The organism is Citrobacter sp. RHB35-C21, from assembly GCF_013816515.1.
Lineage (GTDB): Bacteria > Pseudomonadota > Gammaproteobacteria > Enterobacterales > Enterobacteriaceae > Citrobacter > Citrobacter braakii.
Genome location: NZ_CP057147.1, coordinates 3916559 through 3933820, shown reverse-complemented (window position 1 = coordinate 3933820; position 17262 = coordinate 3916559). Strand labels below are relative to the sequence as shown.

13 protein-coding genes are annotated in these 17262 nt (G+C 54.8%); 10 read left to right on the top strand and 3 right to left on the bottom strand.

The genetic code is table 11. The features are described from left to right. Nucleotides 1-61: 61 nt before the first annotated feature. From brnQ to malZ, 3 genes are all read left to right on the top strand, one after another. Complete coding sequence (gene brnQ / locus HVZ39_RS19195; RefSeq protein ID WP_016152017.1) at nt 62-1381, top strand: branched-chain amino acid transporter carrier protein BrnQ; 1320 nt, start codon at nt 62-64, stop codon at nt 1379-1381. Between the two features lie 80 nt (nt 1382-1461). Continuing rightward, complete coding sequence (proY, locus tag HVZ39_RS19190) at nt 1462-2835, top strand: proline-specific permease ProY (protein ID WP_016152018.1); 1374 nt, start codon at nt 1462-1464, stop codon at nt 2833-2835. 138 nt (nt 2836-2973) lie between these two features. Then, complete coding sequence (gene malZ / locus HVZ39_RS19185; protein WP_181632845.1) at nt 2974-4791, top strand: maltodextrin glucosidase; 1818 nt, start codon at nt 2974-2976, stop codon at nt 4789-4791. On the opposite strand, the gene HVZ39_RS19180 is transcribed toward malZ, so the two are convergent. Then, on the bottom strand, nt 4785-5687 hold the full coding sequence (locus tag HVZ39_RS19180) for a LysR family transcriptional regulator (protein WP_016152020.1): 903 nt from the start codon (nt 5685-5687) through the stop codon (nt 4785-4787). The genes malZ and HVZ39_RS19180 overlap by 7 nt on opposite strands. A 273-nt stretch (nt 5688-5960) precedes the next feature. On the opposite strand from HVZ39_RS19180, the gene HVZ39_RS19175 reads away from it, so the two are divergent. The 5 genes from HVZ39_RS19175 to HVZ39_RS19155 all read left to right on the top strand — a co-directional run bounded on the left by HVZ39_RS19175 (nt 5961) and on the right by HVZ39_RS19155 (nt 13381). Continuing rightward, a complete protein-coding gene (locus HVZ39_RS19175; protein ID WP_003021513.1) occupies nt 5961-6602 on the top strand; it encodes a hydrolase in 642 nt (213 codons plus the stop codon). Between the two features lie 173 nt (nt 6603-6775). Next, on the top strand, nt 6776-7321 hold the full coding sequence (locus tag HVZ39_RS19170; RefSeq protein WP_016152022.1) for an antibiotic biosynthesis monooxygenase: 546 nt from the start codon (nt 6776-6778) through the stop codon (nt 7319-7321). 21 nt (nt 7322-7342) lie between these two features. Further along, the gene (locus tag HVZ39_RS19165; RefSeq protein ID WP_016155848.1) at nt 7343-9211 is read left to right on the top strand and encodes an amidohydrolase; all 1869 of its coding nucleotides are present in this window, start codon (nt 7343-7345) and stop codon (nt 9209-9211) included. 136 nt (nt 9212-9347) lie between these two features. After that, entirely contained in the window at nt 9348-11990 is a 2643-nt protein-coding gene (locus tag HVZ39_RS19160; RefSeq protein ID WP_181632844.1) for a DUF2339 domain-containing protein, read from the top strand. Further along, nucleotides 11987-13381 carry a DUF3999 domain-containing protein gene (locus tag HVZ39_RS19155; protein WP_181632843.1) on the top strand — a complete coding sequence of 465 codons (1395 nt, stop codon included), beginning with the start codon at nt 11987-11989 and terminating at the stop codon, nt 13379-13381. The genes HVZ39_RS19160 and HVZ39_RS19155 overlap by 4 nt, the downstream gene beginning before the upstream one ends. Before the next feature lie 48 nt (nt 13382-13429). Here HVZ39_RS19155 and HVZ39_RS19150 read toward each other — a convergent pair whose 3' ends face one another. Beyond that, nucleotides 13430-14032, bottom strand: a complete 603-nt coding sequence (locus HVZ39_RS19150) for a peroxiredoxin (RefSeq protein ID WP_003021524.1) — start codon at nt 14030-14032, stop codon at nt 13430-13432. Between the two features lie 168 nt (nt 14033-14200). Beyond that, complete coding sequence (acpH, locus tag HVZ39_RS19145) at nt 14201-14785, bottom strand: ACP phosphodiesterase (RefSeq protein ID WP_181632842.1); 585 nt, start codon at nt 14783-14785, stop codon at nt 14201-14203. A gap of 217 nt (nt 14786-15002) precedes the next feature. Here acpH and queA point away from each other — a divergent pair, with 217 nt between their 5' ends. Together queA and tgt are read left to right on the top strand one after the other, a co-directional pair. Further along, on the top strand, nt 15003-16073 hold the full coding sequence (queA, locus tag HVZ39_RS19140) for a tRNA preQ1(34) S-adenosylmethionine ribosyltransferase-isomerase QueA (RefSeq protein WP_181632841.1): 1071 nt from the start codon (nt 15003-15005) through the stop codon (nt 16071-16073). 55 nt (nt 16074-16128) lie between these two features. Then, a complete protein-coding gene (gene tgt, locus HVZ39_RS19135; protein ID WP_130714924.1) occupies nt 16129-17256 on the top strand; it encodes a tRNA guanosine(34) transglycosylase Tgt in 1128 nt (375 codons plus the stop codon). Nucleotides 17257-17262: the final 6 nt, after the last annotated feature.

Genomic DNA, 17262 nt, shown 5'->3' with positions numbered 1-17262 from the left:
CCCCCAGGGAAAGGCAAAAATTTATTATTTTCAACACCACATCCACAGGCAGTAAGACTTTATGACCCATCAGTTAAAATCGCGCGATATTATCGCTTTGGGATTTATGACATTTGCACTGTTCGTTGGTGCAGGTAACATCATCTTCCCCCCAATGGTTGGTTTGCAGGCAGGTGAACACGTCTGGACTGCGGCTTTTGGCTTTTTGATTACCGCCGTTGGCCTGCCGGTACTTACCGTTGTCGCGCTGGCGAAAGTCGGTGGTGGTGTGGACCGACTGAGCACGCCTATCGGTAAAGTCGCTGGTTTGCTGCTGGCGACCGTGTGCTACCTGGCTGTTGGACCGTTATTTGCTACGCCGCGTACCGCGACGGTCTCTTTCGAAGTCGGGATTGCACCGCTGACCGGTGACTCCGCGCTGCCACTGCTTATCTACAGCGTGGTCTATTTCGCGATTGTGATTCTGGTTTCGCTGTATCCGGGCAAACTGCTGGATACAGTTGGTAATTTCCTGGCTCCGCTGAAAATCCTGGCGCTGGTGGTCCTGTCTGTCGCCGCAATCGTCTGGCCAGCAGGCCCGATCAGCAATGCGATGGAAGCCTATCAAACTGCTGCGTTTTCTAATGGCTTCGTGAACGGGTATCTGACCATGGATACGCTGGGCGCGATGGTATTTGGTATTGTTATCGTCAACGCCGCTCGCTCGCGTGGCGTTACTGAAGCGCGTCTGCTGACCCGTTATACCGTTTGGGCGGGTTTGATGGCGGGTGTGGGCTTAACGCTGCTGTATCTCGCGCTGTTCCGTCTGGGTTCAGATAGTGCAATTCTGGTCGATCAGTCTGCTAACGGCGCGGCAATTCTGCATGCGTATGTTCAGCACACCTTTGGTGGCGCAGGGAGCTTCCTGCTGGCGGCGTTGATTTTCATCGCCTGTCTGGTCACCGCTGTTGGCCTGACCTGCGCGTGCGCAGAGTTCTTTGCCCAGTACGTTCCACTGTCTTATCGTACGCTGGTATTTATCCTCGGCGGCTTCTCGATGGTGGTCTCTAACCTGGGTCTGAGCCATCTGATTCAGATCTCTATTCCGGTGCTGACGGCTATCTATCCGCCATGTATCGCACTGGTTGTATTAAGTTTTACCCGCTCATGGTGGCATAATTCTTCCCGCGTCATTGCACCTGCGATGTTTATCAGCCTGATTTTTGGTATCCTTGATGGCATTAAAGCTTCTGCAATTGGCGACGTGTTACCGGCCTGGACCCAGCGTTTACCGCTGGCGGAGCAGGGGCTGGCGTGGTTGATGCCAACAGTCGTGATGGTGGTCCTGGCAGTTATCTGGGATCGTGCAGCGGGTCGACAAGTGACCTCCAGCGCACACTAATATCACTGACAATAAGTTTTAACCACGGGGCTATTAACATGGCCCCGTGGTTTTTTATTGTGTTAACAGGTTAGGAATCGATGGAAAGTAATAACAAGCTAAAGCGTGGGCTGAGCACCCGGCACATTCGCTTTATGGCATTAGGTTCAGCAATTGGTACCGGGCTGTTCTACGGCTCGGCCGATGCCATCAAAATGGCGGGGCCAAGCGTGTTGCTGGCCTATATTATCGGCGGCGTAGCGGCGTATATCATTATGCGCGCGCTGGGCGAAATGTCCGTTCATAACCCTGCAGCCAGCTCCTTCTCGCGCTATGCGCAGGAAAACCTCGGACCGCTGGCAGGCTACATAACCGGCTGGACCTACTGTTTTGAAATCCTGATTGTCGCCATTGCCGATGTGACTGCCTTTGGTATTTACATGGGCGTCTGGTTCCCGGCCGTACCACACTGGATTTGGGTACTCAGCGTGGTATTGATTATCTGCGCCATCAACCTGATGAGCGTGAAGGTGTTTGGCGAGCTGGAATTTTGGTTCTCGTTCTTTAAAGTCGCCACCATTATCATCATGATTGTCGCCGGTTTTGGCATCATCATTTGGGGGATTGGTAACGGCGGACAGCCTACCGGTATCCATAATCTGTGGAGCAACGGCGGTTTCTTCAGCAACGGCTGGCTCGGCATGGTGATGTCGCTACAAATGGTGATGTTCGCCTACGGCGGGATTGAGATTATCGGGATTACCGCTGGCGAAGCCAAAGACCCGGAAAAATCTATTCCGCGCGCCATCAATTCCGTACCGATGCGTATCCTCGTGTTTTACGTGGGGACGCTGTTCGTCATCATGTCTATTTACCCGTGGAACCAGGTCGGCACTGACGGTAGCCCGTTCGTTCTGACGTTCCAGCATATGGGGATTACCTTTGCCGCCGGGATCCTCAACTTCGTAGTCCTGACCGCGTCGCTGTCGGCCATCAACTCTGACGTCTTTGGCGTGGGGCGTATGCTGCACGGTATGGCGGAGCAGGGCAGCGCGCCGAAAATGTTCGCCAAGACGTCGCGTCGTGGCGTGCCATGGGTGACGGTGATGGTGATGACCATCGCGCTGCTGTTTGCGGTGTATCTTAACTACATCATGCCGGAAAACGTCTTCCTGGTGATCGCCTCTCTGGCGACCTTCGCAACGGTATGGGTGTGGATTATGATCCTGCTGTCACAAATTGCCTTCCGTCGTCGTCTGCCGCCGGAAGAGGTTAAGGCGCTGAAATTTAAAGTGCCGGGTGGGGTTGTGACGACCGTCATTGGCCTGATTTTCCTGGTCTTTATCATCGCGCTTATCGGCTATCATCCGGATACCCGCATTTCGCTATACGTCGGCTTTGCGTGGATTATCCTGCTGCTTGCCGGCTGGGTTTTCAAGCGCCGTCGCGAGCGCCAACTGGCTGAAGCGCAGTAATATTTTTGCCGGGTAGCTTAATGTTACCCGGCAATTTTCTCCTCCCCCACACTCCTCCCCCAATAAACGTTAAGATGATGAGTGATCCTGCACTTCGCTATGGCAAGGTGACGTCATTATCATCAAAGGGGATACGTGATGTTGAACGCCTGGCACCTTCCGGTTGCCCCATTTGTTAAGCAAAACAAAGATCAACTGACGATTACATTATGGCTGGCGGGGGAAAATCCACCCCAGCGGGTGACGCTACGCGCAGAAAACGATAACGAAGAGATTTCGCTGGGTATGCACAAGCAACGCAGCCAGCCGCAACCGGGCGTGACCGCGTGGAGAGCGGCGATCGATCTCTCCAGCGGACAGCCTCGTCGACGCTATAGTTTTAAATTACTTTGGCTCGATCGTCAGTTGTGGTTTACCCCGCAGGGATTCAGCCGTTTTCCGCCTGCGCGTCTGGAGCAGTTTGCTGTTGATGTGCCGGATAACGGTCCGCAGTGGGCCGCCGATCAGATTTTTTACCAAATTTTCCCGGACCGTTTTGCCCGCAGCCAGTCGCGTGAAGCGGCTCAGGATAACGTCTATTACCACCACGCTGCCGGACACGATATTGTGCGGCGCGAGTGGGATGAACCGCTTACGGCCCAGGCCGGTGGCTCCACGTTTTATGGCGGCGATTTGGACGGCATCAGCGAAAAGCTGCCGTATCTGAAAACGTTAGGCGTCACGGCGCTGTACCTGAATCCGGTATTTACCGCGCCGAGCGTGCATAAATACGATACCGAAGATTACCGTCATGTTGATCCGCAGTTTGGCGGCGACAGGGCGCTGCTGCGCCTGCGTCACACTACCCAACAGCAGGGGATGCGCCTGATTCTCGACGGTGTTTTTAACCATAGCGGCGATTCACACGCCTGGTTTGACCGACATAATCGGGGAACGGATGGCGCGTGCCATAATCCGCAATCCCCCTGGCGCGACTGGTATCATTTCTCAGCCGACGGCGTCGCGCTCGACTGGCTGGGGTATTCCAGCCTGCCCAAACTGGACTTTTCCTCTGAAAGCCTGGTGAATGAAATTTATCGCGGCGAAGACAGTATCGTTCGCCACTGGCTGAAAGCGCCGTGGAGTATGGACGGCTGGCGTCTTGACGTGGTGCATATGCTGGGAGAAGCCGGTGGTGCGCACAACAACCTGCAGCACGTGGCCGGAATTACGCAGGCGGCGAAAGAGACCCAGTCAGAGGCGTATGTGGTGGGCGAGCATTTTGGCGACGCGCGCCAATGGTTGCAGGCCGACGCGGAAGATGCCGCCATGAACTATCGCGGTTTTACCTTCCCTGTATGGGGATTTCTCGCCAATACCGATATCTCATACGATCCGCAATTCATTGACGCCCAGACCTGTATGGCGTGGATGGATAACTATCGTGCGGGTTTGTCGCATCAGCAGCAGTTGCGGATGTTCAACCAGCTCGACAGCCACGATACCGCCCGTTTTAAATCTCTGCTCGGTAAAGACGTCGCACGTTTACCGTTGGCGGTGGTGTGGCTGTTTACCTGGCCTGGCGTGCCCTGTATTTACTACGGTGACGAAGTGGGACTGGATGGGAACAACGATCCGTTTTGTCGCAAACCATTCCCGTGGCAGCCTGAAAAACAGGACGCTAACCTGCTGGCGTTGTATCAGCGGCTGGCAACATTACGCCACCAGAGCCAGGCGCTGCGCCATGGTGGTTGTCAGGTGATTTACGCCGAGGATAACGTGGTGGTGTTTGTACGCGTGCTAAACCGCCAGCGTGTATTGGTGGCGATTAACCGTGGCCACGCCTGTGAAGTGGTCCTGCCAGCCTCGCCATTACTGAGCGTCAGTCAATGGCAGCACCAGGAGGGCAAAGGCGTGCTTGCCGAGGATATCCTGACGCTGCCGGCGATTTCCGCCTCGGTGTGGATGGGTCATTGATATAAGCGCGTAACATCCGGGCTTGCCAGCAGCGTTTCCCGCCACCAGCGCTGCGCCAGTCCATCGCGGTTATTGCGCCAGGCCATATAGGCCACGTCTTTTTGGCGAAATGAGATGACCGTTTTTTCCACCAGCTCGCCCGTGGCAAGCCACGGGTTAGCAATATGGCGGGGGAGAAATCCGCAGCCCAAGCCGGCCCGCAGTAGCATCACCTTACTGTGGAAATCATCAACGCGAATCTGCGCCTGCTCCTCCATCAGATTGGTTTGTAACGGATGACAAAAGCGGGCGCTGTCGCTAATAACAATCGCCCGGTGCAGGCACAACTGTTCGTTAGTCAGGCCATCCGGTGCTGCGGCCAGCGGATGCTCAGGCGCAACGACAAACACATTGTCCAGCGTGCCAAGCATTTTGTAGGACCAGGCCGCTGACGTAGGCGGTTCATTAATCGCCCCCAAAATAATATCTGCTCCATTATGCGTCAGCTCCTCCCAGGAGCCCGCCAGCGTATGGTGGGTGAAGTTAAGGCGGGTTTGCTTATTCAGCGCGTGAAATTCATCGATAATGGGCAACAGCGAGGCGAAAGGGAAGGAGTCGTCCAGCGCAATCGCCAGCTCTTTTTCCCAGCCTGAACTCAGCTGCACCGCCTGCTTTTCGAGATCTTTTGCCGCACTCAGCAGCAAACGTCCCTTTTCCAGCATCATCTGACCGGTGTCGGTAAATTTTGCCCGGTGACCGGAACGGTCAAGCAACTCGATATTCAAATCACTTTCCAGCTTTTGAATCATATAGCTGAGTGCTGCAGGGGTTTTAAACAGCGATTCGGCCGCCGCGGCAAATGAACCCTGTTTATCAAGTGCGTCGAGAATTAGCAAAACATCCAGATTGATGCGCATAAGCAGAAAATATCCTGAAAATTAAACCCCTCTGTTGTACCGAATGGAGAAAAACAATGCCAGTGAATAAATTAGATGAGTCATGCGCATTTTTTTGATGTTGTTTAGGATATATCGCAACACAAAATTAATAGTTTCACTGGATGGTAAGTTTTCTTTAATAACTCGTTAGAAATTTCCCGCTATACTCAACAAGCTTTCTGATTCAGGATCCTGCTGCTGACGGCAGATACAGACCGTTGCCTTTTAACTTATTGATTAAGAAGGTGTGCTATGTCTATTCGGGAACTGATTGACCCTCAAAACTCAACGCTTATTTTTATTGATCATCAGCCGCAAATGTCATTTGGTGTGGCGAATATTGACCGCCAGACTTTGAAAAATAATACCGTGGCATTAGCGAAGGCCGGGAAAATATTCAATGTTCCGGTGATTTATACTTCTGTGGAAACGAAAAGTTTTAGCGGTTATATCTGGCCGGAATTGTTAGCGGTTCATCCTGATGTTAAACCAATTGAACGCACCTCGATGAACTCCTGGGAAGATGCGGCGTTTGTGAAAGCCGTGGAAGCGACCGGGCGTAAAAAATTGATTATCTCCGCGCTGTGGACCGAAGTATGCCTGACGTTCCCGGCGCTGATGGCGCTGGAAGCGGGTTACGAAGTTTATGTGGTAACTGACACTTCCGGCGGCACATCCGTGGATGCCCATGAGCGTTCTATCGACCGCATGGTACAGGCGGGTGCCGTACCAGTGACCTGGCAACAGGTTCTTCTCGAGTACCAGCGCGACTGGTCCCGCAAAGAAACCTACGACGCCGTCATGGATCTGGTACGTGAGCACAGCGGCGCCTACGGTATGGGCGTGGATTACGCCTACACCATGGTGCATGGCGCGCCGGAACGTAAAGCCTAAATACACCTCATCCTTCATGTTGCCTCTTTGTAGGCTTCGTTTGCGTACCCCGGTCACTCACTTTGTCAGCTTCCGGGGATACACAATCTTGCCGCTTCGATGCGCCATGAATGATTTTGTGTATTGCTTCCGTGGCCTAAGCGGGCCTGTTTCCTCTCAACAAGGAACCCTTTATGGCGCAGAACAAACATGTGACGTTGGTGATTTCCCACACCCTGCTGCCTGAACAAGCGCAGCGGTATGAGCAGTGGCTGGGGAAAATCATGCCAGTGGCGGCCGAGTTTCCCGGTCATCTTGGGGCGAATGTGATTCGTCCTGCAGATGGCAACAATCTGTGGAACATCATTATCCGCTTCGACACGCTTGAGCATCTGTATAACTGGACCCAGTCCGATACGCGCCGCGTGCTGGTCGAAGAGATTGCCCCGCTGCTGGCGGAGGGGGATAAAACCGAAATCCGCACCGAAGCAGCGTTCTGGTTTACGCCGCCCGCGCCCCATGTACGTCAGCCCAGGCGCTGGAAACAGTTTCTGATAACCCTGCTGGTGATTTTTCCCAGCACCAATCTGGTGCCGTGGTTGACCGGCATTGTGCTGCCTGCCATGAAGGGCTCGTTACTCCTGCATCTGATCAATGATGCCTGTGTGGTTGCGCTGGTGGTCTGGTTCTGGATGCCCATCGTAACCCGTCTGTTTGCCGGATGGCTGAAAAAAGCCTGACCGGTTTCTCAGGAGATTGTTATGTCTCAAACTGCCACACTGATTCTGACTCACGGAAAAATTCATACTCTCGAAAGACAAAACCCGCAGGTCGAGGCGGTGGCGATCGCCAATGGTAAGATCCTGGCGACCGGTAGCCACGATCGCATCATGAGTTTTGCCACCGACGGGACGCAGGTTGTCGATCTGCAGGGACATACGGTGATCCCGGGCCTGAACGATTCGCACCTGCACCTCATTCGCGGCGGTCTGAATTACAACCTGGAATTGCGTTGGGAGGGCGTACCGTCGCTGGCGGACGCGCTACGCATGCTCAAAGAGCAGGCTGACAGAACGCCATCGCCGCAATGGGTGCGCGTGGTGGGCGGCTGGAGCGAATTCCAGTTTGCCGAACGTCGCATGCCAACCCTCGAAGAACTGAATGAAGCTGCCCCGGATACCCCAGTTTTTGTTCTGCACCTCTACGACAGAGCTTTGCTGAACCGTGCCGCACTGAAAGCAGTCGGCTACACCAAGGCGACGCCGGACCCGGCGGGTGGTGAGATTGTGCGTGATAGCAACGGTAACCCAACTGGGATGCTGATCGCCAAACCCAACGCCATGATCCTTTATTCGACGCTGGCAAAAGGACCAAAACTGCCGCTGGAAATGCAGGTCAACTCGACCCGGCAGTTTATGCGCGAGCTGAATCGTCTAGGGCTGACCAGCGCCATCGATGCAGGCGGTGGTTTTCAGAACTACCCGGAAGATTACGAGATAATTGAGCAGTTACACGCCAACAAACAGATGACGGTGCGCATCGCCTATAACTTGTTTACCCAGCGTCCGCAGCAGGAACTGGAAGACTTTGAACGCTGGACCGATATGCTCAAACCAGGGCAGGGGACCGACTTCTACCGTGCCAATGGGGCAGGGGAAATGCTGGTCTTCTCGGCCGCGGATTTTGAAGACTTCCTCCAGCCACGCCCGGATCTGCCGGAAGGTATGGAAGATGAGCTGGAGCGCGTGGTGCGCCACCTCGTGGAGCACCGCTGGCCGTTCCGGCTGCACGCCACCTACGATGAATCCATCAGCCGTATGCTCGACGTATTCGAGAAGGTGAATCGCGATATCCCGTTCAATGGCCTGCACTGGTTCTTCGATCACGCTGAAACGATTACCGAACGGAATATCGAGCGCGTAAAAGCGCTGGGGGGCGGGATCGCTGTTCAGCACCGTATGGCGTTTCAGGGCGAATATTTTGTCGATCGCTACGGCAAAGATGCGGTCAAACATACCCCGCCGGTGGCGAAAATGCTGGCGGCTGACGTTCCGGTAGGGCTGGGGACTGATGCCACCCGCGTGGCCAGCTACAACCCGTGGACAGCGCTCTACTGGCTGGTTTCGGGACGTACTGTGGGAGGGATGGCGATGTACGATGATAACAATCGCCTGCCGCGCGATGTGGCGTTGGAACTGTGGACGGCCGGTAGCGCCTGGTTCTCCAGCGAACAGGGTAAGAAAGGGCGCATCGAGAAAGACCAACTGGCCGACCTGGTGGTGCTGTCTAAAGATTACTTCAGTGTGCCGGAAGAAGAGATCAAAGGCATAGAGTCGGTGATGACCATTGTCGATGGCAAAGTGGTGTATGCGGCCGGGCATTTCACTCCGCTGGCGCCGCCGGCCATCCCGGTTGTACCTGACTGGTCGCCGGTGGTAAAAGTGCCGGGGCACTATCGCTCAGCGCCGCCTGCTGCGGCGAAAATTGGCGCAATGGTGCAGATGCACCAGTGTTGCGGCAGCTGCGGCGTACACGGTCATCAGCATGATATAGCGCGTAAATCGGCAATTCCGGTGTCAGATGACCGGGCTTTCTGGGGCGCGCTTGGCTGCTCCTGCTTCGCGTTTTAATCCCTCATCACAGCCCCTGGCCAAACCCAGGGGCTGATTGTCTATTCTGAAAAGCGGTTCATCGTGTTAACCGATATGGCGCAACTGCAACAATTTGTGTCATTCTGGTCTGTCTTTATACAGTGAAGGTGGAAACATGGATGAGCTGCTAACCCTTGGCTGCATTGTATTATTCTTCGCGCTGGTAGTGGTTCCCGGCCTCGCGATCGTGGCATTCAGACGCAGTGCGGCTGTACGTTCTGAGCTGATGGCCTTGCGCCGTCGGGTAGAGGAGCTGGAGCTGCGCGGTGTGGCGCAGACCAGCGCCGTTGAGCCAACGGCAGCAAAAGATATTGTTCCTGCCGATGCGCCAACGGCTGCGATGAGCAGCGTATCGCCGGAGCCTGTAACTGAGCCGCCTCCTGAGCCCGTTAACCCGTGGGCTTCACAGCCGAAGCCGGATAATGCGGCGGTATCTACGCCCGACGTCGAGCGGCCTTCTGCTTTTGGCGGGGTAATGTCATCGCTGGTGCGCTGGTTTATGCAGGGTAACCCGTTGGCAAAGCTCGGTATTTTGCTCCTGTTTTTGGGGCTTTCTTTCCTGCTGCGTTATACGGTCGAACATTCTTTGTTTCCGCTGGAGCTGCGTCTGGTGGCGGCCGCGCTGTTCGCTATTGTGCTGTTGGCGTTGGGCTGGCGGTTGCGGCATAAGCAACTGATTTATGCGCTGATATTACAGGGGGGAGCTACCGGAGCACTCTATCTCACTGTGTTTGGCGCGTTCCGGCTGTGGCAAATGCTGCCAATGACGCTGGCATTTGCGCTGCTGGTGGTGATTTGTGCGGCGAGTGTGGGGCTGGCTATTCTGCAAAAGGCGCTCAGCCTGGCGATGCTGGCAAGTCTTGGCGGTTATCTCGCGCCGCTGTTGCTTTCCACCGGCGGCGGCAGTCATATCGCGCTCTTCTCATTCTATCTTCTGCTCTCGGTCGGCATTCTCGCCATCAGCATCTGGCAGCACTGGCGGGAGCTTAATCTGCTTGGCCTGTTGTTCACCTTCGGCGTTGGCGGGGTGTGGGGCCTGGAGGACTATCGACCAGAGTATTACCTGAGTTGCCAACTGTTCCTGATCGCCAACACGATTATTTTTGGCGTGCTGAGCGTGGCGTTGTCGCTCCGGGCGCAGGAAAAAGGCAAACAGATAATTGACGGCGTACTGCTGTTTGCCCCACCGCTGATCGGTTTTGGAATGCAGTATGCCATTACCCGGCATATGGCTTATGGTCCGGCGCTTAGTGCGCTGGGCTACGGTGGTTTCTATCTGGTGTTAGCAAAGTTTGCGTTGCGCCGTTCCTCTTCTCTGGGGAGACCTCTGGTATTGTCCGCCCTGGCGCTCGGTGGTGCGTTTACCACGCTTGCTATCCCGTTGGCGCTTTCAGCCCGTTGGACGGCGATGGCCTGGTCGCTGGAGGGGCTTGGGATCCTCTGGCTGGGCGTGCAACAACAGCAACGACGCATGAGTTATAGCGGTTCGGCGCTGCTCGTGCTGGCCGTGGGGAGCGCGCTATGGGCGCTGGCGAACGGAACAACCGCGCTCTCAGTCATGCTGATTTTTGCCGTGCTCAGCCTCAGTTGGCTGGTTGCTGCATGGCTATGGCGCAACATTTGGATGCCGGGCAGTTGGGCGCTACTCGCTGGTGGTTTGGTTTTCTGGATTGTTGCGCTCGTTGCGGCATCGCAACTCGTTCTGAAACAGGAGCGGTGGGTACTGTCTGGCGTGCTGGCATTAATGGCGGTATCGAGCTGGGGCTGGCGAAGTATTGCGGGTCGCCTGGCGTGGCGGGAGCTGGATGCCAGTAAATGGCTGCTGTGGCCGATTATGCTGGTGATGCTGATGTATCAGATCGCTGTACAGCAGATTTTTGCGGCGGGCTGGCTGAATCTGGCCTGGTGCGCGGCGCTAATTGTTGCGGTAGCGCTGCTCTGGCGTGACGCACAAATATTACCGCCAATGCTTTCCAGACTGGCGCATTTATCGTTCTTCTGGATGATTTTACTGGCGCTCGCGGTTGAGCTGTTCTGGTTCGCGCAGGGGCTGCCGTGGGGAAGGGCAGCGTGGGGTAGCGGCCTGATGATGGCGGCTGGCGGGCTGCTTATTTTCCTGATTTATCAGTCTGTTCATCGACAAATCTGGCCGTTTCGCATCTGGCCGGCCCTCTATTCTGTTCAGGCGATGGTTCCCGTTGTGCTGGTGCTGGTCGGTCTGCTCGTGCTGACGAATTTACAAGATGGCGTGGTTTATCGTCAGACTTATCTGCCGTTGCTCAACCCGCTGGAAGAGGGCGCAGCTTTTGCCCTGCTGGGCTTGGTGGTGTTTTATCGCGCGTCTGAACGCTATTTCCCGGCGCAGCTTTCGGTATGTCGCCCATGGCCGGTTGTGGCGCTGATGGCGCTCAGCTTTTGGTGGCTCAATGGTGTGCTGCTGCGCGCATTGTCCTGGTATGGCGAGGTTGCGTGGCGTGTAGACGCACTATGGGATTCACGGCTGATTCAAACCTGTTTTGCTCTGTTCTGGATGCTGGCGGCATTGGTGGTGATGCTATGGGCGACCCGGCGTCGCTCGCGTCGGGAATGGCTGTGTGGCGCGGTATTGTTGGGGATAGTCATTGTGAAACTGATGCTGGTGGACAGCGCAGGAGGCGGCGGCCTGGCGCGCGCGGTTGCGTTTATCGGTGTGGCCATTCTGGTGTTGATTATCGGGTATTTTTCACCATTACCGCCCAAAGCTGGAGAAGAAAAATGAAATGGATGAAAGCGGTGTTATGCAGCGTACTGCTGGGCGTGACAGGCGCGGCGGTAAGCAGCGATGAAGTGAAAGAGTCTCCGGCGGACTACGTAACGGGGGTGACGCTGGAAACTACGGGCACATCGCCGTGGTATCGCCTTTCGCTACCTCCGGCGGTGTATCCGGGTACCGCCTGGGCGGATTTGCGCGATGTCCGGGTCTTTAACCATCTGGGGGAGACGGTGCCGTTTACTCTGGTGGCGCAGAAAACCCAGCCCGTTACGCCAGAGGCAGTGGCGCTGCGTTTTTTCCCGCTTGATATGTCACCGGTTGCGCCGCGTGAGGAGGGGCAACGAGGCGGAGACGCTATTGTTTTACGCTCGAAGAGCGGCATTGAAATTCATTTGCAAAGTGATGATGTCAAAGCGCTCGGCCAGAGCTATTTACTGACGCTCCCGGAAGAGACGAAAGATGCCTTTTCACTGGCGCAGTTACGCCTGAACTGGGACTCGCAGGCGGGCAACTGGCAGGGGAAAGCCTCGGTTTATGCAAGCAGTGATTTGCGCTACTGGCGACCCGTGCAGGAAGATGCGCCGTTAATGGATCTGACGCGTGATAACGATCGCCTGAAAATGGACACCATCAGCGCCAGCCTCACGCTTTCTGTGGAGGCGACTCGCTACCTGCTGGTGATCCTCGACTCGCAAAGTCCGGCGCTGACGTTAAACAGCGTGAGCGCGATAGCGGCCAGCAGCGAGCCGGAATCCGAGCGTATCGTGATTGAAGCCCAGGGGATTAAGGTTTCGGATGACGAAGCCGTCTGGCGATGGGCGCAGCCCCAGCCGCTGACCTCGCTTCGCATCGATCTGGAAAGTGAAGGTGTTTTACCGGTGGAACTGGCCTGGCGCAGCGCTGAAAAAGAGCCCTGGCAGCCGCTGACAAAAACCATGCTTTACAATCTGGACTGGAGGAGTGCGGAAGATATTCGTCTTTCCGGTCAGTTGGTTGAGGCCGTCCGGATGACGACCATTAACGCCCGGTTGCCAGAGAGGCTGCCTGAGTTGAGCGGCATGCGCGACAGTTATCAACTGGTGTTTAATACGCAGGGCAAAGGGCCTTATATGCTGGCGTGGGGAAACCGGGCGGCGAAAAAGGCAGATGTTGGTCTCGATATGCTGATCCCGGCGTCGCTGCGTAAATCGCAGGAGATAAATTATCTACCGTGGGCGACTCTTCAGGGGAGCGTGGCGCTTGGTGGTGAAGCGCGATTGACGGCAACGTCAGTAGCTGAGCAACAAAGCCAGTGGAAAACGCTGTTGGTGTGGGGGGCGTTAATTCTTGGGGTCGCCGTACTGGCGCTTATGGCGTGGCGAATCTGGCGTGAAGTGAAAAAGGGTAATCCGACATAAACCAATAAAAAAGGCCCGCATTTGCGGGCCTCTTACGATTCATGCCAATTACAGGCTGGAAACGTTCTCGGTCAGGTATTTTGCCACGCCGTCCGGAGACGCGTTCATACCTTCTTTACCTTTTTCCCACTGTGCCGGGCAAACGTCGCCGTGCTCTTCGTGGAACTGCAGCGCGTCAACCATGCGCAGCATTTCGTCGATGTTACGACCCAGCGGCAGATCGTTAACCACCTGGTGGCGAACAACGCCGTTAGCGTCGATCAGGAAAGAACCGCGCAGAGCAACGCCCGCTTCCGGGTGCTCGATGCCGTAGGCTTTCTGGATTTCGCGTTTGATGTCAGCAACCATTGCGTATTTCACTGCACCGATGCCGCCTTTGTCGACAGGGGTGTTACGCCATGCGTTGTGGACAAATTCAGAGTCGAAGGAAACGCCAACAACTTCCACGCCGCGCTTCTGGAATTCTTCGTAACGTTTGTCGAAAGCGATCAGTTCAGACGGGCAAACGAAGGTGAAGTCCATCGGCCAGAAGAACAGAACGGTAGTTTTACCGTTGGTATGCTGTTTGAAGTTGAAGTTTTCAACGATCTCACCGCTACCCAGTACCGCAGCTGCTGTGAAATCCGGAGCCTGACGAGTTACCAGTACCATATAATTCTCCTGCAATGTTAAGGGGTTTTTGGAACGCAACGCGGGCCAGTATAGAGAGTGTTCGGGAATAAGACAAAGAGGCGCTGGCAATCAATGAGACAGGTTTTGTCTATCAATCTTTTGCCGGATGGCGGCTACTGCTTATCCGGCGGCTAATACGGGCTGTAGTCAAAGGGTTTTACGCTGCGCCTGTTCCATCATTTGCGGATAAAACTGCCAGAATCGTTCCTCTAACGCATCGTAATGCGTATCCAGGTCATACCATGAGTCACGCAGGGCATCGAGTCGTGGGCGGCGGCTGGCCATGCCATTCAGGACGTTCTGGATAAAATCCATGTCCCGATAGCGCTCAAGCCATTTCTCTGACCATATATAGTTGTTTAAATTGATAAAGCGCGGTGGCGATTCAGGCAAAAAAATAGTGGTCACCTGGGTGCGAGCATAGCGCACAAAGTCCGCCAGCGGGAAGTCGGGGGATATTTCCGACCAGTGGCGTGACAGAAAATGATCCCACATTACGTCCAGCGTAATCGGCGCGACACGGCGCGTTTCGCTGCGAAACCACTCTTTGGCTTCACGCACCTGCGGCAGGTTATCGGTCATCACGTCGATACGACGGTGCATGAAGATGCCTTCCACCACGTCAGGCGAATAGTGCGTTTCCGGATTGCCCCGGACAAAGTCGGCCAACAAATTGCCGGAAAGCGAGCTGTCGGCAAGGTGAGCCAGATGCAAATGTGCAAGAAAATTCATATCCACTTCATCCTTCAAACTGCCTCTTTGTTGGCTGCCTTCACTCACCCCAGTCACTTACTTGAGTAAGCTCCCGGGGACTCATTCAGCTGCCGCCTCGATGCATCTTGAATGATTTTGTGTATAGATTATGTCTTTTAACTTGAGGGGTAAAGGTTGCAGGGAGGACGCCCCGGCACTAGACTACCCGCCTCTTATTTTAGTCTGAGTCAGTGTCATGCGCGTTACCGATTTCACCTTTGAACTACCCGAATCCCTGATTGCCCACTATCCGCAAGCTGAGCGCAGTAGTTGCCGCTTGCTGTCTTTGGACGGGCCGACGGGCGCGCTGACGCACGGTACTTTCACCGATTTGCTCGATAAGCTCAACCCTGGCGATTTGCTGGTCTTTAACAACACCCGCGTTATTCCGGCGCGTCTGTTTGGCCGTAAAGCCAGCGGCGGCAAGATTGAAGTGCTGGTCGAGCGTATGTTGGATGACAAACGTATTCTGGCGCATATTCGCGCCTCGAAAGCGCCGAAGCCGGGGGCCGAGCTGCTGCTGGGCGACGACGAAAGTATTAAAGCAACGATGGTGGCACGCCATGACGCGCTGTTTGAAGTCGAGTTTAACGACGAGCGCTGCGTACTGGATATCCTTAACGCCATCGGCCATATGCCGCTACCACCGTATATTGACCGTCCGGATGAAGATGCCGACCGCGAGCTGTATCAGACCGTGTATAGCGAAAAACCGGGTGCGGTCGCCGCGCCGACTGCGGGTCTGCACTTTGACGATCCGCTGCTGGCTAAGCTGCGCGATAAAGGCATTGAAATGGCGTTCGTCACGCTGCACGTGGGCGCGGGGACTTTCCAGCCGGTGCGCGTAGACACCATTGAAGATCACATCATGCACTCCGAATATGCGGAAGTGCCGCAGGATGTTGTTGATGCTGTGCTGGCGGCGAAAGCGCGCGGCAACCGCGTGATTGCGGTGGGCACCACCTCCGTACGTTCACTGGAAAGCGCGGCGCAGGCGGCCAAAAACGACCTTATCGAGCCGTTTTTCGGCGATACGCAAATATTCATTTATCCTGGCTATAAATATCAGGTGATTGATGCCCTGGTAACCAACTTCCACCTGCCGGAATCAACGCTGATCATGCTGGTTTCCGCGTTTGCTGGTTATAAAAACACCATGCACGCCTATCATGAAGCGGTAAAAGCGGAATATCGCTTTTTTAGTTACGGTGATGCGATGTTTATCACGTACAATCCGCAGGCTATTTCTGAGCGTGTCGGGGAATAAATCCGCGATATGAGTATTTAAAACGTCGGACTGTTTTTCTGACGCAGGAGTTAAGATGAAATTTGAACTGGATACCACAGACGGTCGCGCTCGCCGCGGCCGCCTGGTTTTTGATCGTGGCGTAGTAGAAACACCTGCTTTTATGCCGGTCGGTACTTACGGTACTGTGAAAGGCATGACGCCGGAAGAAGTTGAAGCAACTGGCGCGCAGATTATCCTCGGTAACACCTTCCACCTGTGGCTGCGCCCGGGACAGGAAATCATGAAACTGCATGGCGATCTGCACGATTTTATGCAGTGGAAAGGGCCAATCCTCACCGATTCCGGCGGCTTCCAGGTTTTCAGCCTGGGTGATATCCGTAAGATTACCGAGCAGGGCGTGCATTTCCGTAACCCGATCAACGGCGATCCGATTTTCCTCGATCCCGAGAAATCAATGGAGATTCAATACGATCTCGGTTCCGATATCGTCATGATCTTCGACGAATGTACACCGTATCCGGCCGACTGGGACTATGCTAAACGCTCGATGGAGATGTCTCTGCGTTGGGCGAAGCGCAGTCGGGATCGTTTTGATAGCCTCGGCAACAAAAATGCGCTTTTTGGCATCATTCAGGGCAGTGTTTACGAAGATTTACGTGATATCTCCGTTAAAGGTCTGGTAGACATCGGTTTTGATGGCTACGCTGTCGGCGGTTTGGCTGTCGGTGAGCCGAAGGAAGATATGCACCGCATCCTGGAGCATGTATGCCCACAGATTCCGACAGATAAACCTCGTTACCTGATGGGCGTCGGCAAACCAGAAGATCTGGTTGAAGGCGTACGTCGCGGTATCGATATGTTTGACTGCGTGATGCCAACGCGAAATGCCCGTAATGGTCATTTGTTTGTGACTGACGGCGTGGTAAAAATTCGTAACGCGAAACATAAAAGCGACACCAGTCCGCTCGATGCTGAGTGTGATTGCTACACCTGTCGCAATTATTCGCGCGCTTACTTGCATCATCTCGACCGTTGCAACGAAATATTGGGCGCGCGACTCAACACGATTCATAACCTTCGCTACTACCAGCGTTTGATGGCGGGTTTACGCAAGGCTATTGAAGAGGGTAAATTAGAGAGCTTCGTGACCGATTTTTACCAACGTCAGGGTAGACCAGTTCCACCTGTGAACGTTGATTAATTTTAA

Bases quoted from the DNA above. Each gene is read 5' to 3' on its own strand.
- malZ (WP_181632845.1), top strand. From the start codon at position 2,974: ATGTTGAACGCCTGGCACCTTCCGGTTGCCCCATTTGTTAAGCAAAAC.
- HVZ39_RS19165 (WP_016155848.1), top strand. From the start codon at position 7,343: ATGTCTCAAACTGCCACACTGATTCTGACTCACGGAAAAATTCATACT.
- proY (WP_016152018.1), top strand. From the start codon at position 1,462: ATGGAAAGTAATAACAAGCTAAAGCGTGGGCTGAGCACCCGGCACATT.
- HVZ39_RS19150 (WP_003021524.1), bottom strand. From the start codon at position 14,032: ATGGTACTGGTAACTCGTCAGGCTCCGGATTTCACAGCAGCTGCGGTA.
- brnQ (WP_016152017.1), top strand. From the start codon at position 62: ATGACCCATCAGTTAAAATCGCGCGATATTATCGCTTTGGGATTTATG.
- HVZ39_RS19160 (WP_181632844.1), top strand. From the start codon at position 9,348: ATGGATGAGCTGCTAACCCTTGGCTGCATTGTATTATTCTTCGCGCTG.
- acpH (WP_181632842.1), bottom strand. From the start codon at position 14,785: ATGAATTTTCTTGCACATTTGCATCTGGCTCACCTTGCCGACAGCTCG.
- HVZ39_RS19180 (WP_016152020.1), bottom strand. From the start codon at position 5,687: ATGCGCATCAATCTGGATGTTTTGCTAATTCTCGACGCACTTGATAAA.
- HVZ39_RS19155 (WP_181632843.1), top strand. From the start codon at position 11,987: ATGAAATGGATGAAAGCGGTGTTATGCAGCGTACTGCTGGGCGTGACA.
- HVZ39_RS19170 (WP_016152022.1), top strand. From the start codon at position 6,776: ATGGCGCAGAACAAACATGTGACGTTGGTGATTTCCCACACCCTGCTG.
- HVZ39_RS19175 (WP_003021513.1), top strand. From the start codon at position 5,961: ATGTCTATTCGGGAACTGATTGACCCTCAAAACTCAACGCTTATTTTT.
- queA (WP_181632841.1), top strand. From the start codon at position 15,003: ATGCGCGTTACCGATTTCACCTTTGAACTACCCGAATCCCTGATTGCC.
- tgt (WP_130714924.1), top strand. From the start codon at position 16,129: ATGAAATTTGAACTGGATACCACAGACGGTCGCGCTCGCCGCGGCCGC.